Here is a 24870-nt window from a genome sequence, read left to right on the forward strand (position 1 = left end):
GTCAACAGTTGTGCGCGCCCTTCGTCTCGACATAGACCGCGTAGAGCGACTGGCTTGCCGTCATGAACAGGCGGTTGCGCTTCTTGCCGCCGAAGGTGAGGTTGGCGCAGGTCTCCGGCAGCAGGATCTGGCCGATCCGCTGGCCGTCGGGCGCAAACACTTGCACGCCGTCGTAGCCCGGTCCGACCCAGCCGGCGCCGACCCAGATATTGCCGTCGACGTCGACACGCAGGCCGTCCGGGAAGCCTGACTTGCCGTCCAGCGTCATGTCGATCAGCGTGCGCGGGTTGGAGAGCTTGTCGCCGTTGAGGTCGTACTGCCAGACGATGTTCTTGGCATTCGGATAGTGCGTGATGCCGGTGTCGCAGACATAGACCTTCTTGTAGTCGTGGCTGAAGGCGATGCCGTTCGGCTTGAACGGCTCGTCGGCAACCTTGGTGATCTGACCGGTCGCAGCATCGATGCGATACACGGCTTCCTTCTGGTAGGGCTGCTTCGATCCCGTGTTGGCCAGTTGGCCCTCATAGATCGAGATCGCGCCATAGCCGGGATCGGTGAACCAGATCGACTTGTCGTTGGGATGCACGACCATGTCGTTCGGCCCGTTGAGCTGCTTGCCATTGGCCTGCTCCGCCAAGGGCGTGACGGTTCCGTCGTGCTCGTAGCGCACCAGCCGGGTGCGCTCGGCGGTGATCTGGCGGCCCTCGAAATCGAAGGTCGAGCCGTTGGCCTCGTTTGACGGCTTGTGGAATTGCTCGGAGATGTGGCCGTCATCGTCGAGATAGCGCAACTGCCGGTTGGCCGGGATATCGCTCCAGACCAGATACTGGCCCTGCGCGTTCCAGGCCGGGCCTTCCGCCCACAGGCAGCCGGTGTAGAGCCGCTTGATCGCGGTGTTGCCGACCTTGGCCTTGAAGCGCTTGTCGTCGATCACGACGATGTCTGGATCGGGATAGCGCTGCGGCTCCGCGTTGGGGCCGAAGTCGCGCGCTGCGGCATCGGATGCGGCCATCGCGGTTGCAGCAAGCGCGGTTGCACCGCGCAAGATTGTCCGACGGTCGAACGCCTTCGCACCGTCGCCCTCGTGTTTCTGAATGTTGCTTGGATTTGTCACGAAAGTCCTCCCAGGCTTTTTTGTTATCGGGAGGACGACCATACCCCCGCAATTCTGGCACAATGCGGGCACGCCATGATGAAACAACCAAAGAGTGTGTCGCCCCCGCCTAGCGCGATTGCGCGCGGAGTTCGCGGAGGCGACGATTTCATAAAACTGTCAGATCGGATCGGAGGATCAGATCAAGTTCAGATCGGATCCCAGGTGAAGACGTCGGCCGAGCGGTCGAGCTTGGCGAACGATCCCTTCAGCGCCGGCATGCCGTGTTCGGCAACGGTCTCGGGCGTCCAGCCTTCGCCGCGATGCACCGAGCGCACCGGACGATGCTGGCCGAACAGGAAGATCTCGTTCATGCGCACGCCGAAGATCTGTCCGGTGACGTCCTTGGCCGCGTCCGAGAGCAGATAGGCGCAGACCGGCGCGATCTTCTCCGGGCCCATCTGCTTGATCTTCTCGACACGCGCCTTCTCGGCGTCGGTCTCGGTCGGGATGGTGCCGATCATGCGGGTCCAGGCGAACGGCGACACGCAGTTCGAGCGCACGTTGAAGCGGCCCATGTCGAGCGCAATCGATTTCGACAGGCCGACGATGCCGAGCTTGGCGGCGGCGTAGTTGGCCTGGCCGTAATTGCCGATCAGGCCGGAGGTCGAGGTGAAGTGCACGAAGGAGCCCGACTCCTGCTCGCGATAGATCCGCGCCGCGGCGTGGCTGACATAGAACGAGCCCATCAGATGCACCTTGATGACGGCCTCGAACGCTTCCACGCTCATCTTGTGGAAGATCATGTCGCGCAGGATGCCGGCATTGTTGACGACGCCGTCGAGCCGGCCGAAATGATCGGTCGCGGTCTTCACGATCTTGCTGGCGGGAATGGCTTCCGCCACCGACTCGAAATTGGCGACCGCGGTGCCGCCGCGCTTCTTGATCTCCTCGACCACCTCCTCGGCGGGCGCGGCACTCGTGCCGGCGCCATCGGCGGCGCCGCCGGGATCGTTGACCACGACCTTGGCGCCTTCCGCCGCGCAGAGCAGCGCGATTTCGCGGCCGATGCCGCGCCCCGCGCCGGTGACGATGATGACTTTATCCTGCAGTGATTTTGCCATGTCGGTTCTCCTGGTTTGCTCTCCGTCATTCCGGGATGGTGCGAAGCACCAGACCCGGAATCTCGAGGTTCCGGGTTCGCGCTTCGCGCGCCCCGGAACGACGGAGTTGTTACTTCTCGTTCGTAAAGATGATCGTGCCACTTGCGGCGAACATGCCGCCGACGCCGTGGCAGACCGAGATCTTTGCGTTCGGCACCTGCGCCGGCGCGATACCGCGCATCTGCCGCACGCTCTCCTGCAGCGCGTACATGCCGTACATGCCGGAGTGCATGTAGCTGAGGCCGCCGCCATTGGTGTTGAGCGGCAGCTTGCCGCCGGGGCGGGTGTTGCCGTCGGCGATGAACTTGCCGGTCTCCTCATACGGCATGAAGCCGAGGTCGCCGAGGCCGTAGAGCGGCAGATGCGCGAATGCATCGTAGATCATCAGATGATCGACGTCCTTGTGGGTGATGCCGGCCTCCTTGAAGGCCAGCGGCCCTGCCACTTTGAAGGCGCGCGATGAGTCGAACGTCTTCATTTGGCTGACCATCGGCGTTTCCACGCTCTCGCCGGTGCCGAGGATGTAGACCGGCTTGTTCGGGAAATCCTTGGCGCGGTCGGCCGAGGTGAGGATCAGCGCGCCGCCGCCGTCGGTGACGAGGCAGCATTGCAGCAGCCGGAACGGATAGGCGATCATCCGCGAGTTCAGGACGTCGGCGACGGTGATCGGGTCCTTCATGGTCGCGCGCGGGTTCTTCCCCGCCCATTCGCGCTGCACCACCGCGACCATCGCGAGCTGCTCATGCGTGATGCCGTGGGTCTTCATGAACCGCAGCACGGGAATCGGAAACATGCTCGGCGGCCCGTAGACGCCGAACGGCGCCTCGAACTGGCCGTTGAGGCTGTCGGCCGGCGTGAAGCGCGGCTGCTTGCCGATCATCGACTTGCCGCTTTCGGCATGCGTGATCAGAACGGTCTTGCACAGGCCGGCCTCGATCGCCGCAGCGGCGTGGCGGACATGCAGCATGAAGGAGCAGCCGCCGACCGAGGTGCCGTCGACCCAGGTCGGCGTGATGCCGAGATAGTGCGCCATCTGCTGCGGGGTCTCGACCGCAGTAGCGAAGCCGTCGATGTCGCATAGCTTCAGGCCGGCGTCCGCGATCGCATTCAGCGCCGCGTCCGCGTGCAGCTGGATCTGCGAAATGTTCGGGATGACGCCGAGTTCGGTGGTTTCGGCCGCACCGACGACGGCAACCTGGTTCCTGCGCATCACATTACCCCTTTGCCGGACGGAACAAGGGAAGGGTGATCTTGTCGTCGAGCGCCTCGAAGGCGACCTCGAGCCGCATGTCGAGCTCGAGCGCTTCCGGCGTCTGCGGACAATCGATGATGTTGCTCATCATGCGCGGGCCCTCGTCGAGCTCGACGACCGCGATCGCATAAGGCGGCGTGAAGCCGGGCGCTGCGGGACGGTGGTTGATGACGTAGCTGTAGAGCTTGCCCTTGCCGCTGGCCTTGAAGATCGAGACCTTGCGCGAGGCGCAGGAGGGGCAGAACGGCCGCGGCGGAAAGTAGACATTGGCGCAGGCATCGCAGCGCTGCAGGCGCAGCTCGCCAGCCTTGGTGCCATCCCAGAAATGCTGGGTCTCCGGTGTCGGCTTTGGTTTCGCGCGCGCGGGCTCGGCCATGTCTGATGTCTCCTCCCGAAATCGTTACAGTCTTGATGCGACATTGAACCAAGGCCCGTCAACGGTCCATCCATGCTCCGCGCAGCGGCCTGTGTCCCGCGCATGCCGCATATTCCGCCCCTCGCACAATTGCTAAGGCCGCGCTGCTTGTGTCGCTCCGATCCGGCGCGTAGAAGGGCCGCGTCCAAGATACGTCCAAGACACGTTCAAGATAGCCGGGAGGAACATATGATGCTGAGGATCATCGGCGCGGCACTCGCTGCCAGCCTCGCATTCGCCACGCAGGCGATGGCCGCCGACGCACCGTTGGAGATCAAGATCGGCACGCTCTACGCATCCTCGGGGCGCTACGCCTCGATCTCGATGCCGGTCTACAGCTCGCTGAAATTGTGGGTCGAGCAGAAGAACGCCGAGGGCGGCGTCTTCGTGAAGGCGTTCGACAAGAAGATCCCGATCAAGCTCGTCTCCTATGACGACCAGAGCAACACCGCGACCGCCTCGACGCTTTATAATCAGCTCGTCACCCAGGATAAGGTCGATCTCCTGGTCGCCGATTCCGGATCGGTGCTGACGGCGCCCGCGGTTGCGATCGCGCGCGATCACAAGATGTTCCTGTTCGACCAGACCGGCACCGGCGCGAGCTTCTTCTCGAAGGACAATCCCTACATCGCGCTGATGGCCGATCCGGTGTCGACGGTGTGGCCGAAGCCGGTCGCCGACTTCATCAGCCATGACGGTCCTGGCCTCGGCATCAAGAAGGTCGCGATCCTCTATTCGACCAACGAGTTCACCGGCACCCAGGCCAACGCGTTCCGCAAGTTCGTCAAGGAGTCCGGCGCGCCGATCGAGATCGTCTATGACCAGGGCGTTCCGACCGAGACCACCAACTACAACGTCATCATCAACAACATCAGCAACGCCAATCCCGACGCGGTGATCCATTTCGGCTATGCGCCGAACGACATCGCCTTCCTGCGCAACGTCCAGGACGTCGGCACCAAGTTCAAGATGCTGTTCGCGATCTATGCCGGCCTCGAGACCGAGTTGCTCGAGAAGAACGTCGGCGCCAAGGGTCTCGAGCACATCTGGACCTATGTGCCGCCGTCCGAATTGGACTATCCCGTCAATTTCGGGATGAACATGAAGGATTTCCGCGCCGCCTGGACCAAAAAGTACAACGACGGCAAGATGGAGTTCGGCTTCAACGCGGTGGCCGGCTACACCACGGCGCTGGTGATCGAGAAGACGCTGTCGGTAGCGACCAGCCTCGACCAGATGGAGCTGCGCCGCGCGGTGTTCTCGCTCAGCGGCCAGCTCAAGACGCTGGACGGCACCTTCGCGCTGGATGAGACCGGCGGCCAGATCGGCGAACTCACGCCGCTCGGCCAGCTCACGGTCGACGAGCACGATCACATCAAGTTCGTCTCGATCTATCCGCACGAGACCGCCACCGGCAAGCCGATCTACCCGGCGCCGTGATGCAGGTGGGTGCGGCAGGCGTAACCGTCGGCGGCGAGCGGTAGCATGACCTATGCGCTCGTTGCCGGCGTGCTGTTCGGGCTGTATTTCAGCCTGGTCGGCATCGGTCTCAATCTCGTGTTCGGCGTCATGCGCATCGTCAACCTTGCGCATGGCGACATCCTGATGCTGGGCGCCTTCATCGCGCTCGGCGTGGTCGGCATCGCCGGCATCGACCCGCTGTTCGCGGTGCCCCTGGCCTTCGTAGTGTTCGTGCTGGTGGGCGTGCTGCTATACTGGGTGCTGGTGCCGCGGCTGCAGGGCTCGGCCAATCCGGAAATGCTGTCGATCATCCTGTTCTTCGGCCTGTCGCAGGTGATCGAGGCCGTCACCACGATCTTCGCCGGCACCAGCGAGCGCTCGATCCAGAGCCGGCTGCTCGGCACCGTGTTCACGACCATCAAGGTGAAATGGTTCGGCGGCAAGGCGGGCGGCGCAGGGCCGATCCAGATCTTCGGCCAGGGCTTTCCCGCGCCGTGGGTGATCGCGGCCATCACCAGTCTGATCGCGATCGCGCTGGTCTACCTCTATCTCTACCACACAAGGCTCGGTACCCTGACCCGCGCGGTGATGTCACGGCGCGACGAGGCCTTGGCGACCGGCATCGACGTCGATCGCGTCTCGGCGGCGGCGTTCGGCATCGGACTCGGCATCGCGGCGGTCGCCGGCGTGTTCGCGCCCTTCATGTTCGGCTCGGTGACGCCGGCGTTCGGCGCCGACGCGACCGTGACGTCGTTTGCGATCGTCGTGCTGGGTTCGCTCGGCAATCCGCTCGGCACCGCGCTCGGCGGTGTCGTCTACGGTCTCTGCTACATGCTGGTGCAGACCTATCTCAGTTCCTGGGCCGACTTGCTGCCCTATGTGTTGTTGATCGTGATCCTGTTGTTGCGTCCGAGCGGTCTGCTCGGAAGGCGGGTGCGCGTTGCATAACGCCTCGAAACACCTGCTGTTCATCCTGGCGCCGCTGGTGGTGGTGTTCGCACTGCTGCCCGGCGTGTATCAAAACCATCTGCTGCTGTTCAACTTCGTGATCTTCCTGATCCTCGCGCAAGGCGTGAACATCATCTATGGCTTCACCGGCTATCTGCCGTTCGGCTATGTCGGCTTCTTCGGCGCCGGCGCCTATGGCTTCGCCATCATGGTGATGCATCTGCATACACCGGCGCCGCTGGCGGTGCTGGTCGGCGGCGTCGTGGCGGTGGCGCTCGGCCTGTTGCTGACACCGCTGCTGCGGCTGTCGGGTGCGTATTTCGCGATCGCCAATCTCGCGGCCTCGCTCGCGGTGCTGCACTTCGTCGCCAACCCGGCGCTGGAGGGGATCACCAAGGGTCCCTACGGCGTGTCGCTCACCGGCACGTTCAACCCGACCCATGCGTACTATGCCGCGGTCGTCGTGATGGCGCTGACGGTCGGTGCGGTGGTCTATCTGAAGAACTCGCCGTTCGGGCTGGCGCTGCAGGCCGTGCGCGAGGATGCGGTGTCGGCCTCGATGGCCGGCGTCAATATCGTGAAGATGCGGGTGATTGCCTGGCTCGCCTCGGCGCTGGTCGCCGGCCTCGCCGGCGGCATCTATGCCTGGTACGTCTCGGTGTTCTATCCGGACAACGTGTTCTCCGGCGAGTTCAGCATCTTCGCGATCGTGTTCGCGCTGTTCGGCGGCGTTGCCACCATCACCGGACCGATCGTCGGCGTGCTGATTCTCTACGGCATCTACAATCTGATCGGCTTCACCACGCCGCAATATTTCCAGCTGATCTATGGTCTCCTGATCATGGGCCTGGTGCTGTTCCTGCCCTCTGGACTGGTGTCGCTGGCAACCCGCAGGGGGTGGCATGTCCCCTGAGAAAAACCCGATCCTCAAGGTCTCGAAGCTGGTCAAGCGCTTCGGCGGTTTCCACGCGCTCGACGGCCTCAGCTTTCACGTCGTGCCGGGCGAGATCCTCGGTTTGGTCGGCCCGAACGGCTCCGGCAAGACCACGGCGATCAATGTGATCTCCGGTCTCTATGCGCCAGATGGCGGCGAGATCGTGTTCGACGGCGCGTCCGCCGGCGGCGTCGCCTCGCACAAGCTCGTTCACCGCGGCATCAACCGCACCTTCCAGGTGCCGAAGCCGTTCCTGTCGCTCACGGTACGCGAGAACATCCAGGTGGCGCTGGCCTATGGCGGCGCGACCGGTGCGCCGTCGATTGCCGAACTGCTCGAGGATTTCAGGCTGAAGGAGGTCGCCGACCGTCCGGCCGCCGATCTCAACAGCGCGCAGCAGAAGATGCTCGATCTGACCCGTGCGCTCGCCACGCGGCCGCGGCTGCTGCTGCTCGACGAACTCGCGGCCGGCCTCAACCCGGCGGAGCTCGACTGGATCGCCGGCCGCATCAAGGCCTTGGCCGCGACCGGCATGGCGATCATCGTGGTCGAGCATCTGATGGGCTTCATCGAACAGATCACCGACCGCGTCATCGTGCTCAATGCGGGCAAGGAGATCTTCGAGGGCACGCTGGCGACCGCGGTACGCGAGCCGCAGGTGATCGAGGTATTTTTGGGAGGCGAGCATGCCCACTGATGCGGTGTCGCTTCTGGACACGAGGGGCGTCGATGCCGGCTACGGCACCATGCAGGTGCTGTGGGGCGTCGATCTCGACGTCCGCCCCGGCGAGACCGTGCTGCTGCTCGGCGCCAACGGCGCGGGCAAGACCACGTTCCTGAAGTCGCTGGTCGGCCTGATCGAGGCCCGCAGCGGCCACATCAAGCTCGGCGGTGAGGACATCACCAGGATGCGCTCGTCGGACCGCATGAAGCGCGGCATGACCTACATGTCGGAGCTTGCGGTGTTTCCCGACCTGTCGATCGAGGAAAATATCCGCGTCGGCGCGCAGGCGCTGGGCCATGCCAATCCGGGGGCGCGGGTCGACGAACTGTACGGCCTGTTCCCGGTGCTGCGCGACAAGCGCCGCGATCCCGCGTCCAGCCTGTCCGGCGGTCAGCGAAAGATGCTCGGCATCGCCAAGGCGCTGTCGGCCGAGCCGAAGCTGCTGGTGATGGACGAGCCCTCGGCCGGGCTGTCGCCGCTGTTCGTCAAGGAGGTGCTGCGCGCCTTGTCGAGCCTGCAGGGCCGCGGACTGGCACTCTTGATCGCGGAGCAAAATATCGGTTTTCTCGAGATTGCCACCCGCGTATTCGTGCTGGAAGGCGGGCGGATCCGCTTCTCCGGCACGGTTGCCGAGATGAGCGGCAATGAAGAGCTGCACCGCGCCTATTTCGGGCTGAAGTGATGCGAGGTGAGGCGCCGGCGGGCTGGAAATCGGCCTCGGTTCGCGCGACAATCAACTGCAAGCCATGAAGTGCAAGCCGTGAAGTGAAAGCCATGCCCAAGAATCCGACACTCGCCTCCCTGGCCGCCGATCTCGCCGGCGGCGCGACCTCTGCCCGCAAGCTCGTCGAGCAGTGCATCGCCAAAATCGCTGATCCCTCAGGCGAGGGCCAACGCACCTTCATCCATGTCGACCGCGACGCCGCGCTGGAGGCCGCCGACGCCATGGACCGGCTGCGCAAGGCCAATGCCGCGCCGTCGCCATTTGCCGGCATTCCGGTTTCGATCAAGGACCTTTTCGACATCAAGGGGCAGGTGACGCGGGCGGGCTCGCGCGCGCTGGAGGATTCCGCGCCGGCGGATGCCGATGCACCTGTCGTGGCGCGGCTCAAGCGCGCCGGCTTCATCGTGATCGGCCGCACCAACATGACCGAGTTCGCCTATTCCGGCATCGGCATCAATCCGCATTACGGCACGCCGAAGAGCGCCTGGAACCGGAGCGCCGGCCACGTGCCGGGCGGCTCGTCCTCGGGGGCGGCGGTCTCGATCGCGGACGGCATGGCGTTCGGCGCGCTCGGTACCGATACCGGCGGCTCGTGCCGGATTCCCGCCGCCTTCAACGGCATCGTCGGCTACAAGCCGACGCAACGCCGGATTCCGCTCGATGGCGGCGTGCCGCTGTCGTTCACGCTCGACAGCTACGGCCCGCTGGCCAATTCGGTGGCCTGCTGCGCCGCGCTCGACGCGGTGCTGGCGGATCAACCGGTGACGCCGATCACGTCGCGCCCGGTGAAGGGCATGCGGCTCGCGGTGCCGACCACGGTCGCGCTCGACGACCTCGACGATGCCGTCGCAAAAACCTTCGAGCGCGCGCTTGCTTCGTTGTCGCGCGCAGGCGCCTTGATCGAGCGGATCGAGGTGCCCGAATTGCTCGATGTCGGCGTCATGAACGTCAAGGGCGGCTTTGCCGCCGCCGAAAGCTATGCCTGGCATCGCTTCCTGCTGGCCAGCAAGGGCGACATCTACGATCCGCGCGTCGCCGTGCGCATCCAGCGCGGCGAGGGCTTTCCGGCCGCCGACTACATCGATCTGCTCAACGCACGCCGCTCCTTCATCGCCCGTACCGAGAAGCGGATCGCGCCCTATGATGCGATGGTGCTGCCGACCACGGCGAACCTGCCGCCTACGATCGCCAGCCTCGCCGACGACAAGGCGTTCGCCACCGAGAATTTGCGCGCGCTGCGCAATTGCACGCTGATCAATGTGCTCGACGGCTGCGCGATCTCGCTGCCCGCGCATCACGAGGGCGAGGCGCCGGTCGGCCTGATGCTCGCCGCCGCGGGCGGTTCGGATCGGCGCATTTTCGAGCTCGCTGCCGGAATGGAGACCGTGATCCGTGTTTGATCTCACCTTCAATGTCGACGACAAGGGCGTCGCCACTCCGCTCACACTGGAAATCAGGCAGGCCGTGATCGCCGGCTGGACCGGCCGCGATCCGGTGGCGCGCGACAAGCACATCGCCGAGCTCGAGGCGCTCGGCATCGCACGGCCCGCGACCACGCCGATCTACTACCGTTGCTCGGCGCGCCGGCTCACCTTCGCCGATGCCATCGAAGTCTGCGGAGAGGACTCGAGCGGCGAGGTCGAGTTCGTGCTGATCGGCTGGCAGGGCCGCATTTTCGTCGGCTGCGGCTCCGACCACACCGACCGCAAGGTCGAGAGCTACAGCGTCACGGTGTCGAAGCAGATGTGCGACAAGCCGATGGCATCGGAGCTGTGGGAACTCGAGGACGTGATCGGCCACTGGGACCAGCTGGTGCTGCGTTCCTGGGCCGTGATCGGCGGCCAGCGCGTGCTCTACCAGGAAGGCACGCTCGATCACATGCTGCCGGTGAAGGACCTGATCGCGCGCGGCTTCGACCAAGGTGCGCTGCCCGACGGCTGCGCCATGTTCGGCGGCACCTTCGCGGCCAAGGGCGGCATCCGCCCGGCCAGCCGGTTCGAGTTCGAGCTGGAAGACCCGGTGCTGAAGCGGAAGATCAGCCACGGCTACGATGTGGTGACGCTGCCGGTGAGGGGCTGATTGCTCGCCGCGTTGTTGTTGTGAGGGAGATGACCGACGCTTTCTCCACGTGCGTCGTCCCGGCGAAAGCCGGGACCCATAACCACAGAGTGTTGTGGTTGGCACGCTGTGGCCCCACCGATCTCAACAACTGACGACGGTGGCTATGGGTCCCGGCTTTCGCCGGGACGACACCGTAATTGTGGTGACGTTCTCTGCATCTTTCTGTCAGAAATCGGGTGGCGCGGGCCGCAATCAGGGGCCAGATTCCGTCCCGTGACAGCAACAGCCAAAACCATCACCCGTCCACCCACCGGCATCCCGGCCCGCGTCGACGGGCTCGACTGGGACCGGATCACGACCGATCTCGATGGGCAGGGATGCGCCGTCCTCAACAGCCTGCTGACGCCTGAGGAATGCGATGCCATCGCCGCGCTGTATCCCGACGACAGCCAGTTCCGTAGCCGGATCGTGATGGGCCGTCACGGCTTCGGTCGCGGCGAGTACAAGTATTTCTCCTATCCGCTGCCGGATTTGATCGCGGAGCTGCGGCCGGCGCTCTATACGCGGCTGACCGCGACAGCCAATCGCTGGAACGAGACGATGGGGATCGATATCCGAAATCCTCCGTCGCATGCGGCGTTCCTGAAGCGTTGCCATGACGCCGGACAGACGCGGCCGACGCCGCTGCTGCTGCAATATGGCGAGGGCGACTACAACTGCCTGCACCAGGATCTCTATGGCGAGCACGTGTTCCCGATCCAGGTCGCGATCCTGCTGTCGCAGCCCGGGCGCGATTTTACGGGTGGCGAATTCGTGCTGACCGAGCAGCGGCCGCGGATGCAGTCGCGGCCCGAGGTGGTGCCGCTCACCAAGGGCGATGCGGTGGCCTTTGCCGTGCATCATCGACCGGTGCAGGGGACGCGCGGACCGTATCGTGTCAATCTGCGCCACGGCGTCAGCAGGATTCGCTCCGGCCATCGCCACACCGTTGGTGTGATCTTCCACGACGCGAAGTGAGTGCGAGAGAGGCGTGGCCACCGATCTGTTCGAGACCATTGGCGATGCCCGGCCATCGCGCGAGACGATCGCGGATGGCGCGGTGCTGTTGCGCGGCTTTGTCCGGCCGTTCGAGGCCGAGCTGATCCCGGCCTTGCGTGCCATCGTCAAGCAGGCGCCGTTCCGGCATCTGATCACGCCGGGCGGCCACCGCATGTCGGTCGCGATGACCAATTGCGGCAGCGTCGGCTGGGTCTCCGATCCCAGCGGCTATCGCTATGATCCGATCGATCCCGTCTCGGGACAACCCTGGCCTGAAATGCCGGAGGTGTTGCGCAGGCTCGCCGCCGACGCCGCTGATGAAGCCGGCTTCAACGGCTTCGCGCCTGAGGCCTGCCTGATCAATCGCTACGTCCCCGGCGCAAAACTGTCGCTGCATCAGGACAAGGACGAGCTCGACTACCGCGCACCGATCGTGTCGATCTCGCTCGGGCTGCCGGCGATCTTCCTGTTCGGCGGCCTGCAGCGCAGCGACACGCCGCGCCGCTATCGACTCGAACATGGCGACGTTGCGGTGTGGGGCGGCTCGTCACGGCTATTTTATCACGGCGTGGCACCGCTCGCAGATGGCGAGCACAGCGTGCTCGGCCGCCAGCGCATCAATTTGACCTTCCGCAAGGTGCGCTGAACCGCCGGGTGGTCTAGACTTGGCGGATGACCACCAAGGCCGACCGCGCCGTCAACCGTACCGGCGTCTATCTCGCCGTGCTGCAGCTCGTCTTCACGCTGGGCTGGACCACTTATCTGATCTATCTGCCGAAGCTGTGCGCCGATGTCGGCATCGCGCCGTCGACCGTGATCCTGATCCTGATGATGGATCAAGGCATCTTCACCGTCACCGACACGGCGATGGGCATGGCCGCCGACAGGATCTCGAGCCTGGTCGGCCGCCTTGGCTTGTTTGTCGGTATCCTTGCCGCGATCTCCTGCGCCGCCTTCGTCGCATTGCCTTACGTCGCCGGCACCGGGCCGGGCGCGAGGGTCTGGCTGATCGTGCTGATCGTGATCTGGGCCGTGACGTCGTCGGCCTTGCGGGCGCCGCCGCTGACGCTGCTCAGCAAGTATCGCGCGCAACCCTCGGTGCCGTTCCTCGCGGCGCTGGCGATGCTGGGTTATGGCATCGCGGGCGCGGTCTCGCCCTATCTTGGCGTCGTGCTGCGCAACCAGGATGCACGGCTGCCGTTCGTGCTGTCAGGCGCGGTGCTGCTACTGACCGCGCTCGCCTTCTCAGGCGTCGAGCGCCGCATCGCGGCAGAGGCGCAGCCGGCGCGGCTGGCGCCCCCGGCGAAGCGGCTCGGGGCGGTGCCGATGTTCCTGATCGGATCGATGGTGCTGCTGTCGCTCGGCTACCAGCTGCACTTCAACATCAACAGCGCGCCGTTCTATTTGCGCTTTGCCAAGGCGGACGAGCTGCAATGGCTGATGCCGGTATTCTGGATCGGCTTCAACATCGCGATGTTTCCGGCAAGCATCGTCGTCAAGCATCGCGGCGGCCTGATCGTGATGGGCGCGGCGGGACTGCTCGGTGCCTTTGCGATCATCGCCGCCGAGATCGCCGGCAGTCTCAACGTCCTGATCGTGGCGCAATTCATGGCGGGGGCCGCTTGGGGCTGCATGCTGATGAGCGCGGTGTCCGCGGCGCTCGCGATCGGGGAGACCGGCGCGGAAGGCAAGGTCACCGGCCTCGTGTTCTCGGCGCTGGCGCTTGCGACCTTTGCGCGGATGGCGGCGGTCGCGGGCGGCCTGCAGAAGATGCCGGACTATGCGCCGCTGGTGCATTGGGCGCCGGTCGCCTGCTGGTCGGTCGCCGGCGCCGGCCTGCTCGTGATCGCCGCGTCACGGCTGCAACACGGGGTGAAGAGCGCTTAGCGTCGTCATTCCCGTGGCGCGAAACGAACCCGGAATCTCGAGATTCCGGGTTCGATGCTGCGCATCGCCCCGGAATGACGAGCGTTTGGCTTAGTTATTCCGCGCCGGATGGATGAACGCCCAGGGCGAGACTTCCGAATCCGTCGGCACTTCCACCGAGATCACGTAAGGCCCGCCGTCGGCCAGCGCCTTCTCCAGCACGGGGCGGAAGTGATCCGGCGAGGTGACCCGCGCGGCGCCGACGCCGAAGGATTCTGCAAGCTTCACGAAATCCGGATTCACCAGGTCGGAGGCGACGACGCGGCCGTCGAAGCGCTCGCGCTGGTCGCGGCGGACATTGCCATAGGCGTTGTTGTTGAACACCAGCGTCACCACGGCGATCTTGAACTGCACGGCGGTGGCAAGCTCCTGCACGCCGAACATGAAGCCGCCGTCGCCAGTGATCGCGACCACCGGCTTGTCCGGATTGGCGACCTTGGCGCCAAGCGCGGTCGGGAAACCCGAGCCGAGCGTGCCCTGATAGCCCGAGGTAACGAAGGTCCGCGGCTCGTAGATCGGAAAGCCGTACCAGGAGGCGAAACCGACCTGCGACAGCTCGTCGGTGACAATGGCGCTCGCCGGCAGCACCTCGCGCAGGATCTTCAGATAGGCCATCTGCGGCTGGATGCGCTGGATCTCCTGCTCGGTCGCGGCCGTCGCCTCGCGGATCGCGGCGCGGCGGCCGGAGGTCCTGCGGTAGCCCACCTTGCGCACAGCGGCGGCGAGATCGGCGGTGCCGGCCTTGGCGTCCGCGATCACGCCGGCATCGGCCGGCCAGCGCCGCAGCTCGACCGGATCGATGTCGATGCGCACGCATTTCAGTCCGGCGGGCTGGTAGGGCCAGCGCGACATCGTCGGCAGCTCGAGGCGCGTGCCGATGCCGATCATCAGGTCGGTCTTCGGCCAGAGCTTGTAGGCCGAAGCCATGGTGAGCCCGAGTTCATGCGCGTTGGAGACGATGCCGCGGCCGCTGCGGAAGGCGACGACAGGCGCGTCGATCATCTCGGCCAATTCGAGGATCTCCTCGCGCGCCTCGATGGCGCCGCTGCCGACGAAGATCATCGGCGCCTTGCTGCCGGCGATCAGGTCGGCGGCGGCCTTGATGCGGTCCGCATCGGGCTGCGGTGCCGGCAACGGATCGAACGGCTTGACGGCTGCGACCTGGGTGCGCTGGGTGAACACGTCCCACGGCATCTCCAGCGAGGCCGGGCCGCGCCGGCCCGACAGCATCTCCTGGAACGCGCGCGACACCAGCGCGGGGGCGTTATCAGGGTATTCGATCCGGTCGGCCCATTTCACGAAGGTGCGCAGCGTCGCGAGCTGGTCCGGCATCTCGTGCAGATGACCGCGGCCCTTGCCGAGGAACTGCGTCGGCACCTGACCGGTCAGGCACAGCACCGGCTCGTTGCAGCCGAATGCGGTGAGCAGCGCCGCCGAGGCGTTGAGCACGCCCGGGCCGGGCACCACGCTGAACACGCCGGGCTTGCCGCTGGAGCGCGCATAGCCGAACGCCATGTAGCCGCAGGCCTGCTCATGCCGGGCGCCGATCACCTTGAGCTGGGCCTGGTGGAAGGCATCGAACAGGCCATAGATCTGCGCGCCGGGCAGGCCGAACACGGTGTCGACGCCGTGGGCGACGAGGCCGTTGACGATCGCTTCGCCGCCGGATGTTGAGGTCATGGCACTGTCCACTTTGCTGGTGAGGTTAGGTGGCTTCGTCGACGACGCTGTTGCGCAGGATGCCGACGCCTTCGGCCTCGACCTCGACGACATCGCCGGGCTTCAGATAGCGCGGCGGATCGAACCGCGCACCTGCACCGGTCGGGGTGCCCGTGACGATGATGTCGCCGGGAACCAGCGTCGTGAAGGTCGAGATGTAGTTGATGAGGTAGCGGAAGCCGAAGATCAAGCGCGAGGTGCGGTCGTCCTGGCGGGTCTCGCCGTTCACCCGCGTGGTCAGGCGGATATCGGCGATCTGCGCTTCACCGGTGTAGGGCACGATCCACGGGCCGAGGCTGCCGGTGGAATCGAAGTTCTTGCCCTGGGTGACGTTGAACTTGGCGTGCCGCACCCAGTCGCGGATGGTGCCTTCATTGCAGAGCGTGACCGCGGCGATGTGATCGAGCGCGGCGCTCTCCGCAATGTCCCGGCCGGCCTTGCCGATCACCAGGACCAGCTCGCCCTCATAGTCGAGCTGCGGCGAGATGCGCGGCCGCACCACCGGCGTGTTGTGGCCGACGAAGGAGCGCGGCACCCGCAGGAACATGCTCGGGTATTTCGGCGCGTCCGAGCCGTCCTTGTATTCGGCATTGCGGTCCGGGTAGTTGACGCCGATGCAGATGATCTTTTCCGGCGCCGGGATCGGCGGTTGCCAGTCGACTGCGTCGAGCGCATGGTCGGGCGCGCGCCTGGCGGCATCCTCCACGAGCCTGCTCAGCGCGCCGGCGGCGATCGCCTCGCGCAGCGTCGGATAGTCCTTGGCGAAGCGCGACGAGAGGTCGACGATGCCGGTGTCGGTGACGACGCCATAGCTGGTGGCGCCGTTGAAGGAATAGGTGGCGAGGCGAGGAGAGGGCATTAGTAGTCCCATAATTGGTGTCGTCCCTGCGAAAGCACTAGTGCATCTACACGTTTGTCGGGCCATTTGCGAGGATTTGGAAGCGGGCCATTCCGGTGTGGAAGGTGATTGGTCCAGGTGGACGGTGGGAGGCGTAGCCGGTCCATCCGCCGAGTTTTGCGATGATCCATGCCGCCCAAGCAAGGGTGTTGGGGCGATGGTGGTTTTTCTGAAGCTCGGTGCGACCTTTCATGGTTTTGTTGATGGCCCTGAGCGTCTCGATCTCTTCTGCGGTGAAGACAAATTCAGCCGGCAATTCTTCGCCACTGTTGCGGGCCTGAACGAGTTGAATGACGATACATGCCGCTCTGGTGGCGACCGCCACGAGCTTGATCAGGCCTTCGGCGCTCTCGATCTGACTATCCTCGATGCGCAAACCCTGGCTCTTCAGCGAGCGAAAGAGTTGCTCAATGATCCAGCGCTGGCGGTACCAGGAGACGATCTGCCAGGCGTCTTTAGCGGTGGCGACCGGATGAGTGGTCAGGAGCAGCCAGCGAATGGGCTCCGCACCTCTCGGCGGATGCAACTCGACCACTTCTACGAAGCTGAGTTTGATGCCCTCCGCCAAGTCGGTGACGCCGGGCCTCTGCGGCCGCTTGAGCACGACGGTTCCGAAGCGCATCGAGAGATGGGCCTGCCGGCCGCGCCGATCCATTCGCTGCGGCAGATCGATCACCGCGTTGTCGCAGAAGCGGCTCCGCTCGACCGCCTGATAAAGTGTGTCGCCATCGACCAGCGCATGGTCGTGCATGGCACGCGACAGAAGATGGACATTCTCAGCTGGCGTCAGCGCCCAGTGAGCAAAGAAATCCCCCTCGCGGTCGTTGACGACGGTGATCATGCGGGCATCTGCCAGGACGTCGCGGCCTTGCTCGGCGGCCGTCACCCAGCGCGCCGACTCCTTGTCGGCCAAGGCGCGCCGCTCATGCGGGATTTTTACCTTGCCTTTGCGCGTCCAAACGTTGCCGCCAGTAAGGCCAAGACAGACCCCGCTGTCGGCATCCACCGCCATCATCGCATGCAACAGCACGCCGCGAGCATTGCCCTTGCCGACTTTGCCCAGCCCGCGCCGCCGTCCCGCCTGGGTCTGGAACTTGACCTCGCTCGTATCCTGGATCGCCAGCACATGACGCCCGCTGACCGCAGTCCGCGTCTGCGTGCTCCAGCCCTCAATCAATTTATCGATCGTGACTTGGGGGTTGTTCACAAACCGCCAGAACGCCATATTGGCAGCCCAATCGCCCCGGGCCATCTGGCGCAAGCAGACGCTGCGCGTGCAAAGCATAGCCCGGAGAAGCGTCGCCCCCTTTTGTCGAGACGAACGTCCCCGAACTCACCCAAAGACAAATCCGGCTGCATCGCTGGCGCTCCTTCGAATCAAAGCGCCAGTGAGAGAATCATACAACATGCTGCAGAGACGCCACTTCTTGCTGCACCGAGTCAATCTGTCGCGCCCCAAAACCGTGTAGACACGCTAGTGCGAAAGCAGGGACGACGTGAGGAGGAAGGCGCGCACTAGTCCGCGACCAGCACGTCGGCGACGAAGCGCGGCTCGCGCACCGCTTGGCCGGCGAAGGTCGAGCCTTCCTCGAACCAGGAGCGCGGCGCCGGCGCGCCCCACAGCGTCTGGCGGCGCGGATCGCGCAGCGACCAGCGCAGCGGCTCATGGTCGTGATCGCCGGTGAAATAATCGCTGGTGTAGAGCTCGATGCGGTGGCCGTCGGGATCGCGGATGTACAGGAAGAAGGCGTTGGAGATGCCGTGCCGGCCAGGGCCGCGCTCGATGTTCTTGAGGTAGCCGGAGGAGGCCATCACGTCGCAGAGATGCACGATGTTCATCGCGGTCGGTACCCAATAGGCGATGTGGTGCAGGCGCGGGCCGCGGCCGTTGGTGATGGCGAAGTCGTGGACATTGCCCTTGCGGTGCATCCAGGCGGCTGCGATGCGGCCGTTGTCGCCGTCCTCCTCGGCATATTCGGTGAGGCGGAAGCCGAGCCGGGCGTAGAAATCGACTGTGTCCTGCACCTCGGCGGCGAACACGTTGAAATGGTCGAGCCGCTGCGGATGGCAGCCCTTGTAGAGATCGTAGCGCCGCAAGAGATGGGGGCGCTTCTCCATCGTAGCGTAAAGCTCGATCTGGAAGCCGAACGGATCGGTGAATTGCAGGGTGCGGCCCTGGAACGGCTGGTCGACGAAAGCGTAGGCGATGCCGTTCTCGGAGAAGAAGGCGGCGGCCTTGTCGAGGTCGCCGTCGTTGCCGACCTTGAAGCCAAGCCGGTTGCAGGCCGCCTTCGGCGCCTTGCGCAGCACCACCGAGTGATGCTGGTGCTCCTCGCTGGCGCGCAGATACACCGACTTGTCGTCGCGGTTCTCGATGTGGAGGCCGACCGTCTTCTCGTAGAAGGCGGCGCTCTTGTCGAGATTCGTGACGTCGAGCACGGCATGGCTGCAGCGGATGATGTTGAACGGCGGATCGAAAACGTGCGTTGGAACGGGCATCGGTGTTTCCCCTCAATTCTATCGTCATTCCGGGGCTCGCGAAGCGAGAACCCGGAATCTCGAGGTTCCGGGTTCGATGCTGCGCATCGCCCCGGAACGACGGCTGGCTAAATTCCCAGTTTCTGAATCTTGTGCGTCCCGCGCGCGAGCGAGACGTGCTTGGTTTCCATGTAGAAGTCGAACGAGTAGTCGCCGCCGTCGCGGCCGATGCCTGACGACTTCATGCCGCCGAACGGGGTCGGCAGATGGCGGACGTTCTCCGAATTGAGCCAGATCATGCCGGCTTCCAGCGCATCCGCCACGCGCAGCGCGCGGCCCATGTCGCCGGTCCAGACATAGCCGGTCAGGCCGTACTGCACGCCGTTGGCGATCTCGATGGCGTCAGCTTCGTCCTTGAACGGGATCACGGTCAGGAACGGGCCGAACACCTCCTCCTGCGCGACGCGCATTTTTGCGTTCGCGCCGGTCACCAGCGTCGGCTGCACATAGTGGCCGCCGCCAGGACCGTCATGCGGCTTGCCGCCGACCGCGATCGTGGCGCCGTCCTTCTTGGCGACGTCGAAATAGCTGCACACCTTGGCGAGATGCCGCTCATGGATCAGCGGCCCGATCTCGGTGGCGGGATCGAGGGGATGGCCAACCTTGAGCGCCTTTACGCGTTGGGTCAGCTTCTCGATGAACTTGCCGGCGACGCTCTCCTGAACCAGCAGCCGGCTCGACGACGTGCAGCGCTCGCCATTGAGCGAGTAGATCATGAACACGACGGCATCGAGCGCGCGATCGAGATCGGCATCATCGAATACGATCACCGGGTTCTTGCCGCCGAGCTCGAAATGCACCCGCTTCAAGGTCGGCGCGCCCTGCGCCATGATCGCTGAGCCCGTCGCGCTCTCGCCGACGAAGCCGATCGCCTTGATGGCGGGGTGCTCGGTCAGCGCCTTGCCGGCCTCTTCGCCGAAACCATGCACGGTGTTGAGCACGCCGTCGGGGATGCCGGCCTGTTTTGCGAGTTTGACCAGCAGATCGGCGGTGACGGGCGACCATTCCGCCGGCTTGTGCACCACGGTGCAGCCGGCCGCGAGCGCCGGCGCGATCTTCCAGGTCGAGAGCATGAACGGCGTATTCCACGGCGTGATCACGCCGACCGGGCCGATCGGCACGCGGGTCGAGATGTTCCAGTGCTCGTCCGAAGGCGTGTTGAGACCGTCGCGGGCCTCGCCGCATTTGTCGGCGAAGAAGCGGAAATTCTCCGCGGCGCGGATCGCGGCCTTGGCCATGAAGCGGTGCGCCTGGCCGGTGTCGATGCATTCGAGCACGGCGATGTCGTCGGCGCGCGCCTCGATCGCATCGGCGACGCGATGCAGCAGTTTGCGCCGCTGCGCCGCCGGCATGTCGCGCCAGGTCTTGAAGGCCTTGGACGCCGCGGTTGCGGCACGGTCGATATCCTCGGCATTGCCGCGTGCGACCGTCGCCAGCACCGTGCCGTCAATCGGCGATCTCGTCTCGAAGGTCTGGCCGGAGGCCGCCGGCACGATCTTGCCGTCGATCACATGGCCGATGCCTTCGGCTTTCAAGCTTGCAAGCAGCGGGCCGGCGCGATCGCGGTTGGCCTGGAACACGTCGGCTGGCGATTTCGCTGTCGCTTTATCCATTGACCGTCTCCACCTTCAGTGCGTCGTGGATGTTGTTGCGTTTCCAGCTAGTTTCCTTGTCGTTGATCTGCATGTCGAACGACAACGCGAATTTGCTGTTGGCGAAGACCGGATCGAGATGAGCCGATAGCGCCTTGAAGATGTACTCGCCGGCCTTCTTGCGGGTGGCGAGATCGCGGCCTTCGCCGAGCCGCAGCACCATGTCGAGGAAACCGTAATTCTTGCGGCCGTCGGCGATCGCGTAGTGCTCGCATCTGACGGCACGGACGCGGATGCCGCCGAGCGGGAAGATGCCGGTCTCGACCGCGGCCTTGCGGACCAGTTCGACCGTCGCGCCCATGTCGACCAGATCGTCGAGATTGGCAGAGTATTCAAGCGTGAAATGCGGCATGCAGCGCTCCTGCTGAAGGCGTCAGGCGAAGTAGCAGCTTACGGAACCATACGGTCCGTAGTCGGCCTGGATGGTGTCGCCCTTGCGGGTCTCGATCGGACGGATGAAGGAGCCCGCCAGCACGACCTGGCCGGCTTCCAACGCCAGCCCGTTCGGCGCGATCTTGTTGGCGAGCCACGCCACCGCGGTCGCCGGATGATTCAACACGCCGGCGGCCAGGCCGGTTTCCTCGAGCTGGCCATTTCGGAAGCACAGCGCGCCGATCCAGCGCAGGTCGGCGTCCAGCGGGCGGATCGGCCGGCCGCCGAGCACGATGCCGGCATTGGCGGCGTTGTCGGCGATGGTGTCGAAGATCTTGCGGGTCGCCTTGGTCTCGGGATCGACGCGCTCGACCCTGGTATCCAGGATCTCCAGCGCCGGTACCACGAAATCGGTCGCGTTCAGCACATCGAACAGTGTGCAGTTCGGCCCGGTCAGGCGATGCTTCATCACGAAGGCAAGCTCGGCCTCGACGCGGGTGGCGATGAAGCGGTCGGTCGGGACCAGGCCGCCATCGGCGAAGAACATGTCGTCGAGCAGGATTCCGGAATCGGGCTCGTCGATATTGAGCGCGCTCTGCATCGCCTTCGAGGTCAGGCCGATCTTGTGGCCCTTGACGACGCGGCCCTGCGCCACCTTCATCTCGACCCAGGCCTTCTGAATCGCGTAGGCGTCTTCGAGGGTGATGCGGGGGTATTCCAGCGAGAGCTGGCGGATTTGCTTGCGGGTCTTTTCCGCGCCGTCGAGCCGTTCGGCGGCAGCGCGGATATCGTCCTTGGAGAGGGCCATGCGTGCTACACAAAAGTGGATGTCGGGAGATGATTAACATGTTAAGTGAATTCCCGCAAACTGAATCAAGGCATGTTGCAACGCAAAATTTCGTTGCGCAGGATTAGGTAATGGCGCGCAAAAATTCGAACGACATTCGGCCGGGGCAGGGCGAGGACGTGGCGGCGCGACGGACCCCGATGCGCGAGTTCTCGCGCTCGCTGCCGATGTCGCTGCTTCGCGCCCGCGAGGCGGTGATGCGGCAATTCCGTCCGTCGCTGCGCAATCACGGGCTGACCGAGCAGCAATGGCGGATCCTGCGCGCGCTCACCGCGGTCGACGAGATCGAGGTCACCGAACTCGCCCGCATGGCGTTTCTGCTCGGCCCGAGCCTGTCGCGAATCCTTCGCGATCTCGAGGGCCGCGCGTTGATCGAGCGCAAGGCAGCGGAGAACGACGCGCGGCGCGCAGTGGTTTCGATCTCCGCCAAGGGGTTGAAGCTGATCGAGGCAGTGGCGCCGACGTCGGAGACGATCTATGCCGAGATCACCCGGCGCTTCGGGGCGCGCAAGCTTGCCGAATTGCAGGAGATGCTGGGCGCGCTCGAAGCGAGCCTGGCCGGAATGGGCTCGTCCGATGACGCCGAGGTCGAGGCTGACGAGTAGCTTCGATCATGCGCGGCATTCGCGCTCAGGCCATGTAGGGCACGCGCGAAATCACGTTGATGGCGCGGAATTCGGCAATCCAGCCCGCGACCTTCGAGTGGGACCATTCGATATGGCGGCGCAAGATGGCTGCCGCCGCGTCGCCGTCACGCGTGCGCAAGGCCTCGATGATCACCAGATGCTCGTCCATGAAGGAATCGATCTGCGGCGCGGTCAGGGCGACCTGAATGTGCTTGCCGATCACGAAAGCGCAGTGGGTGCGCTTGAGGGCTTCGATCATCTCGCGATTGGCGCCGTAACCCAGGCAGCGGATATGGAGGTCGCCTTCGATCTCATCGAGTTCGCCGACGCCGACGCGGTCGCGGTGCTGGATCCCCTCGCGCAGCCGCTCCGCCATACGGTCGAGCAGGGCGGCAGGAATTGTCGCCGTCGCGGATTTGAGGAGCAGCGGCTCGAGCGTTGCGCGCACCTCGAAGATGTCGCGTAGGCGGTCCTCGTCCAACGGCACCACGTACCAGTGCGCCTTGGCGCCCTTCTCGAGGATGCCGATCGCCTGCGCGCGCAGCAGCAGGTTGCGCGCCACCGTGCGCCCCACCCGGAAATGCCGCGCCAATGCGAGCTCGCTGACGCGGAAGCGTCCGAACAGCGACCGGTAAATGATCTCACGTTCGAGCTTGTAGTAGAGCGTATCCCAGGCGTCGCTGCGCACGGCATCGACGGGGCCGTCGGTCAGCCCAAACATTTCCGGTGTGATCGGGACGCGCCGAGGGTCGACCTTGCGCTTGCCGGCGATGACGCCGCGACCGTCGAACCGCCGCACCAGGCCGATATGCTCGAGCTGTTCAAAAGCTTGCCGCACCGGAGAGCGGCTGGAGCCGAACAAGGTCGCGATCGCCGATTCGGAAAGGACCGTGCCAGGCGGCACGTGACCGGCGCGGATGTGCTTTGCCAATGCGCTCTTGATCAGCGCGTAGGCCGGCTGTTTTCGTCTGGTCTGCGATTTCGCTCGTGGAATCGACATGGAATGGCTGCCCGCTGGCCACACTATCACGTGATCGCGTCATGGTCGCTCGTAGCAGGCATTTACGCACCTCTGCCAGCGAACTTTTGACTATTGCGTGCAATGTGCAATCATGTTTAGCTGGGTCAAGCGCCAGATTGATGGTCGCCGTTGCACGGCTTGTGCGCTGCAGCGGTGCTCACGTTTGCTCGTCGCGCCGTTTGATGGCTGCGAACGGGCCAACAGATCGACGCGTCAGCTCGTCTCAACGCAGCCGACAGCAAGTTCGGCGCATCACAGGGAGGATGGAATGAAACTGACGAGACGTGAGTTTTCCGCTGGTTTGGCGGCAGGTCTCGCTGCACCCGCGCTGATGCGCAGCGCTTGGGCGCAGGGTGCGACGATCAAGATCGGCATGTGCGTGCCGGTGACCGGACCCGCGGCGGAGCAGGGGCTGTGGGCCCAGAACGGCGCCAAGCTGGCGCTGGCCGCGGTCAACAAGGCCGGCGGCGTGCTCGGCAAGCAGGTCGAACTCGTCATCGAGGACGATCAGACCACCAATCCGGGCATCGTGCTGGCATTCTCCAAGCTCGCCGCGCAATCCGACATCGTCGCCTTCCTCGGCTCGATCCGCTCGACCCAGGTGCAGGCGATGGCGCCCGACGTGATCAAGGTCGGCAAGCCGGTGATGATCGGCGGCACCAATCCCGACCTCACCCATTCCGGCAATCCCTGGCTGTTCCGCTTCCGTCCGAACGACAATTATTCCGGCCGCGTGATCGCCGACTTCGGCGTCAATACGCTCGGAAAGAAGAAATGGGCGATCGTGCATTCGACCGACGCCTTCGGCACGGCGGGCGGCAAGGCGCTCTCGGAAGCGCTGACCAAGCTCGGCGCGCCGCCGGTGCTCGACCAGGGCTATGCCAATCAGAGTCAGGACTTCACCCCGGTCGTACTGGCCGTGAAGCAGTCCGGCGCTGACGTGCTCGGCACCTACTTCACCTTCGAGAACGATCTCGGCATCTTTGCCCGGCAGCTGCGCCAGCTCGGCGTCAACATTCCCTGGGTCGGCTCGCCCTCGGTGGTGGCGGTCTCCTCGACCAAGCTCGCCGGCCCCGCGCTGTTCAACACCTACGGCGTCGCCGACTTCGCCGAGGATTCAAGCGATGCGGCGAAGGCGTTCGGCAAGGCCTATCGCGATGCCTACAAGACCGCGCCCGACAACCAGAGCGCCTGGCCGTACGATGCGATCACCATCCTGTCGGCGGCGATCAACAAGGCCGGCTCGACCGATCCGAACAAGATCCGCGACGCCATCCTCGCGACGCAGAAGTTCGCCGGCGCCGAGGGCGAGTACAATTTCGACAAGAACGGCGACGGTCTGCACGGCTACAATGTCGTGAAGAACGACAAGGGCAAGATCGTCTACGACAAGCATATCGACTTCAACGATTGATAGCGGTTCGGCCTCTCCAGGCCACCTCGGAGAGGCCGTTCGCC

The 24870-nt window shown here is 64.8% G+C and carries 24 protein-coding genes; 12 read left to right on the forward strand and 12 right to left on the reverse strand.

Going from position 1 to position 24870, the window contains the following annotated elements:
- Nucleotide 1 precedes the first annotated feature (1 nt).
- From ACVI1L_RS27175 to ACVI1L_RS27190, 4 genes are all read right to left on the reverse strand, one after another.
- Nucleotides 2-1114: an SMP-30/gluconolactonase/LRE family protein gene (locus tag ACVI1L_RS27175; protein ID WP_092083305.1), complete on the reverse strand. Its 1113-nt coding sequence runs from the start codon at nt 1112-1114 to the stop codon at nt 2-4.
- A gap of 188 nt (nt 1115-1302) precedes the next feature.
- A complete protein-coding gene (locus ACVI1L_RS27180) occupies nt 1303-2217 on the reverse strand; it encodes an SDR family oxidoreductase (protein ID WP_141339456.1) in 915 nt (304 codons plus the stop codon).
- Nucleotides 2218-2326: 109 nt separating this feature from the next.
- Nucleotides 2327-3466, reverse strand: coding sequence for a thiolase C-terminal domain-containing protein (locus tag ACVI1L_RS27185; RefSeq protein ID WP_076833558.1), 1140 nt, complete (start codon nt 3464-3466; stop codon nt 2327-2329).
- Between the two features lie 4 nt (nt 3467-3470).
- Nucleotides 3471-3884: a Zn-ribbon domain-containing OB-fold protein gene (locus ACVI1L_RS27190; protein ID WP_016841161.1), complete on the reverse strand. Its 414-nt coding sequence runs from the start codon at nt 3882-3884 to the stop codon at nt 3471-3473.
- A gap of 228 nt (nt 3885-4112) precedes the next feature.
- Between ACVI1L_RS27190 and ACVI1L_RS27195 the strand changes: the two genes are divergently transcribed.
- The 10 genes from ACVI1L_RS27195 to ACVI1L_RS27240 all read left to right on the forward strand — a co-directional run bounded on the left by ACVI1L_RS27195 (nt 4113) and on the right by ACVI1L_RS27240 (nt 13700).
- Nucleotides 4113-5363 (forward strand): amino acid ABC transporter substrate-binding protein, encoded by a 1251-nt coding sequence (locus tag ACVI1L_RS27195; protein ID WP_233475624.1) that lies wholly within the window; start codon nt 4113-4115, stop codon nt 5361-5363.
- A 45-nt stretch (nt 5364-5408) separates the two neighbouring features.
- Nucleotides 5409-6332, forward strand: coding sequence for a branched-chain amino acid ABC transporter permease (locus ACVI1L_RS27200; RefSeq protein WP_028338731.1), 924 nt, complete (start codon nt 5409-5411; stop codon nt 6330-6332).
- The gene (locus ACVI1L_RS27205) at nt 6325-7245 is read left to right on the forward strand and encodes a branched-chain amino acid ABC transporter permease (protein WP_057015729.1); all 921 of its coding nucleotides are present in this window, start codon (nt 6325-6327) and stop codon (nt 7243-7245) included. The genes ACVI1L_RS27200 and ACVI1L_RS27205 overlap by 8 nt, the downstream gene beginning before the upstream one ends.
- Nucleotides 7235-7963 (forward strand): ABC transporter ATP-binding protein, encoded by a 729-nt coding sequence (locus ACVI1L_RS27210; RefSeq protein ID WP_076832970.1) that lies wholly within the window; start codon nt 7235-7237, stop codon nt 7961-7963. Before ACVI1L_RS27205 ends, ACVI1L_RS27210 begins: the two co-directional genes overlap by 11 nt.
- Nucleotides 7953-8672: an ABC transporter ATP-binding protein gene (locus ACVI1L_RS27215; protein WP_057015727.1), complete on the forward strand. Its 720-nt coding sequence runs from the start codon at nt 7953-7955 to the stop codon at nt 8670-8672. The genes ACVI1L_RS27210 and ACVI1L_RS27215 overlap by 11 nt, the downstream gene beginning before the upstream one ends.
- Nucleotides 8673-8764: 92 nt before the next feature.
- On the forward strand, nt 8765-10114 hold the full coding sequence (locus ACVI1L_RS27220) for an amidase (RefSeq protein WP_076833562.1): 1350 nt from the start codon (nt 8765-8767) through the stop codon (nt 10112-10114).
- Nucleotides 10107-10793: a DUF2848 domain-containing protein gene (locus ACVI1L_RS27225; RefSeq protein WP_028331749.1), complete on the forward strand. Its 687-nt coding sequence runs from the start codon at nt 10107-10109 to the stop codon at nt 10791-10793. The genes ACVI1L_RS27220 and ACVI1L_RS27225 overlap by 8 nt, the downstream gene beginning before the upstream one ends.
- A gap of 255 nt (nt 10794-11048) precedes the next feature.
- Complete coding sequence (locus ACVI1L_RS27230; protein ID WP_456784308.1) at nt 11049-11792, forward strand: 2OG-Fe(II) oxygenase; 744 nt, start codon at nt 11049-11051, stop codon at nt 11790-11792.
- Nucleotides 11793-11805: 13 nt separating this feature from the next.
- On the forward strand, nt 11806-12459 hold the full coding sequence (gene alkB, locus ACVI1L_RS27235; protein WP_057015725.1) for a DNA oxidative demethylase AlkB: 654 nt from the start codon (nt 11806-11808) through the stop codon (nt 12457-12459).
- Nucleotides 12460-12485: 26 nt separating this feature from the next.
- Nucleotides 12486-13700, forward strand: coding sequence for an MFS transporter (locus ACVI1L_RS27240; RefSeq protein ID WP_076832981.1), 1215 nt, complete (start codon nt 12486-12488; stop codon nt 13698-13700).
- 90 nt (nt 13701-13790) lie between these two features.
- Here the strand turns inward: ACVI1L_RS27240 and ACVI1L_RS27245 are convergent, their stop codons facing one another.
- The 7 genes from ACVI1L_RS27245 to hpaH all read right to left on the reverse strand — a co-directional run bounded on the left by ACVI1L_RS27245 (nt 13791) and on the right by hpaH (nt 21726).
- Complete coding sequence (locus ACVI1L_RS27245; RefSeq protein ID WP_456784309.1) at nt 13791-15419, reverse strand: thiamine pyrophosphate-dependent enzyme; 1629 nt, start codon at nt 15417-15419, stop codon at nt 13791-13793.
- 25 nt (nt 15420-15444) lie between these two features.
- On the reverse strand, nt 15445-16317 hold the full coding sequence (locus ACVI1L_RS27250) for a fumarylacetoacetate hydrolase family protein (RefSeq protein ID WP_316397868.1): 873 nt from the start codon (nt 16315-16317) through the stop codon (nt 15445-15447).
- A 46-nt stretch (nt 16318-16363) separates the two neighbouring features.
- The gene (locus tag ACVI1L_RS27255) at nt 16364-17608 is read right to left on the reverse strand and encodes an IS4 family transposase (RefSeq protein WP_456785505.1); all 1245 of its coding nucleotides are present in this window, start codon (nt 17606-17608) and stop codon (nt 16364-16366) included.
- A gap of 263 nt (nt 17609-17871) precedes the next feature.
- Nucleotides 17872-18855, reverse strand: a complete 984-nt coding sequence (gene hpaD / locus ACVI1L_RS27260) for a 3,4-dihydroxyphenylacetate 2,3-dioxygenase (RefSeq protein ID WP_057015721.1) — start codon at nt 18853-18855, stop codon at nt 17872-17874.
- Between the two features lie 107 nt (nt 18856-18962).
- Nucleotides 18963-20507, reverse strand: coding sequence for a 5-carboxymethyl-2-hydroxymuconate semialdehyde dehydrogenase (gene hpaE / locus ACVI1L_RS27265; protein ID WP_456784310.1), 1545 nt, complete (start codon nt 20505-20507; stop codon nt 18963-18965).
- Nucleotides 20500-20898 carry a 5-carboxymethyl-2-hydroxymuconate Delta-isomerase gene (locus tag ACVI1L_RS27270; RefSeq protein ID WP_076832987.1) on the reverse strand — a complete coding sequence of 133 codons (399 nt, stop codon included), beginning with the start codon at nt 20896-20898 and terminating at the stop codon, nt 20500-20502. The genes hpaE and ACVI1L_RS27270 overlap by 8 nt, the downstream gene beginning before the upstream one ends.
- A 21-nt stretch (nt 20899-20919) precedes the next feature.
- Nucleotides 20920-21726 carry a 2-oxo-hept-4-ene-1,7-dioate hydratase gene (gene hpaH / locus ACVI1L_RS27275; RefSeq protein WP_141339477.1) on the reverse strand — a complete coding sequence of 269 codons (807 nt, stop codon included), beginning with the start codon at nt 21724-21726 and terminating at the stop codon, nt 20920-20922.
- A gap of 110 nt (nt 21727-21836) precedes the next feature.
- On the opposite strand from hpaH, the gene hpaR reads away from it, so the two are divergent.
- Nucleotides 21837-22370 (forward strand): homoprotocatechuate degradation operon regulator HpaR, encoded by a 534-nt coding sequence (gene hpaR / locus ACVI1L_RS27280; RefSeq protein WP_057015717.1) that lies wholly within the window; start codon nt 21837-21839, stop codon nt 22368-22370.
- A 25-nt stretch (nt 22371-22395) separates the two neighbouring features.
- Here the strand turns inward: hpaR and ACVI1L_RS27285 are convergent, their stop codons facing one another.
- A complete protein-coding gene (locus ACVI1L_RS27285) occupies nt 22396-23391 on the reverse strand; it encodes a GntR family transcriptional regulator (protein WP_076832993.1) in 996 nt (331 codons plus the stop codon).
- A gap of 289 nt (nt 23392-23680) precedes the next feature.
- Here ACVI1L_RS27285 and ACVI1L_RS27290 point away from each other — a divergent pair, with 289 nt between their 5' ends.
- Nucleotides 23681-24826 (forward strand): ABC transporter substrate-binding protein, encoded by a 1146-nt coding sequence (locus ACVI1L_RS27290; protein ID WP_028331737.1) that lies wholly within the window; start codon nt 23681-23683, stop codon nt 24824-24826.
- Nucleotides 24827-24870 lie beyond the last annotated feature (44 nt).

This window comes from Bradyrhizobium sp. USDA 4516 (assembly GCF_054055915.1).

Excerpts from the sequence above, each read along its gene's own strand:
- ACVI1L_RS27180 (WP_141339456.1), bottom strand. The coding sequence starts at position 2,217 with ATGGCAAAATCACTGCAGGATAAAGTCATCATCGTCACCGGCGCGGGG.
- ACVI1L_RS27185 (WP_076833558.1), bottom strand. The coding sequence starts at position 3,466 with ATGCGCAGGAACCAGGTTGCCGTCGTCGGTGCGGCCGAAACCACCGAA.
- ACVI1L_RS27190 (WP_016841161.1), bottom strand. The coding sequence starts at position 3,884 with ATGGCCGAGCCCGCGCGCGCGAAACCAAAGCCGACACCGGAGACCCAG.
- ACVI1L_RS27195 (WP_233475624.1), top strand. The coding sequence starts at position 4,113 with ATGATGCTGAGGATCATCGGCGCGGCACTCGCTGCCAGCCTCGCATTC.
- ACVI1L_RS27200 (WP_028338731.1), top strand. The coding sequence starts at position 5,409 with ATGACCTATGCGCTCGTTGCCGGCGTGCTGTTCGGGCTGTATTTCAGC.
- ACVI1L_RS27210 (WP_076832970.1), top strand. The coding sequence starts at position 7,235 with ATGTCCCCTGAGAAAAACCCGATCCTCAAGGTCTCGAAGCTGGTCAAG.
- ACVI1L_RS27215 (WP_057015727.1), top strand. The coding sequence starts at position 7,953 with ATGCCCACTGATGCGGTGTCGCTTCTGGACACGAGGGGCGTCGATGCC.
- ACVI1L_RS27220 (WP_076833562.1), top strand. The coding sequence starts at position 8,765 with ATGCCCAAGAATCCGACACTCGCCTCCCTGGCCGCCGATCTCGCCGGC.
- ACVI1L_RS27240 (WP_076832981.1), top strand. The coding sequence starts at position 12,486 with ATGACCACCAAGGCCGACCGCGCCGTCAACCGTACCGGCGTCTATCTC.
- ACVI1L_RS27245 (WP_456784309.1), bottom strand. The coding sequence starts at position 15,419 with ATGACCTCAACATCCGGCGGCGAAGCGATCGTCAACGGCCTCGTCGCC.
- ACVI1L_RS27250 (WP_316397868.1), bottom strand. The coding sequence starts at position 16,317 with ATGCCCTCTCCTCGCCTCGCCACCTATTCCTTCAACGGCGCCACCAGC.
- ACVI1L_RS27255 (WP_456785505.1), bottom strand. The coding sequence starts at position 17,608 with ATGGCCCGGGGCGATTGGGCTGCCAATATGGCGTTCTGGCGGTTTGTG.
- hpaD (WP_057015721.1), bottom strand. The coding sequence starts at position 18,855 with ATGCCCGTTCCAACGCACGTTTTCGATCCGCCGTTCAACATCATCCGC.
- hpaE (WP_456784310.1), bottom strand. The coding sequence starts at position 20,507 with ATGGATAAAGCGACAGCGAAATCGCCAGCCGACGTGTTCCAGGCCAAC.
- ACVI1L_RS27270 (WP_076832987.1), bottom strand. The coding sequence starts at position 20,898 with ATGCCGCATTTCACGCTTGAATACTCTGCCAATCTCGACGATCTGGTC.
- hpaH (WP_141339477.1), bottom strand. The coding sequence starts at position 21,726 with ATGGCCCTCTCCAAGGACGATATCCGCGCTGCCGCCGAACGGCTCGAC.
- hpaR (WP_057015717.1), top strand. The coding sequence starts at position 21,837 with ATGGCGCGCAAAAATTCGAACGACATTCGGCCGGGGCAGGGCGAGGAC.
- ACVI1L_RS27285 (WP_076832993.1), bottom strand. The coding sequence starts at position 23,391 with ATGTCGATTCCACGAGCGAAATCGCAGACCAGACGAAAACAGCCGGCC.
- ACVI1L_RS27290 (WP_028331737.1), top strand. The coding sequence starts at position 23,681 with ATGAAACTGACGAGACGTGAGTTTTCCGCTGGTTTGGCGGCAGGTCTC.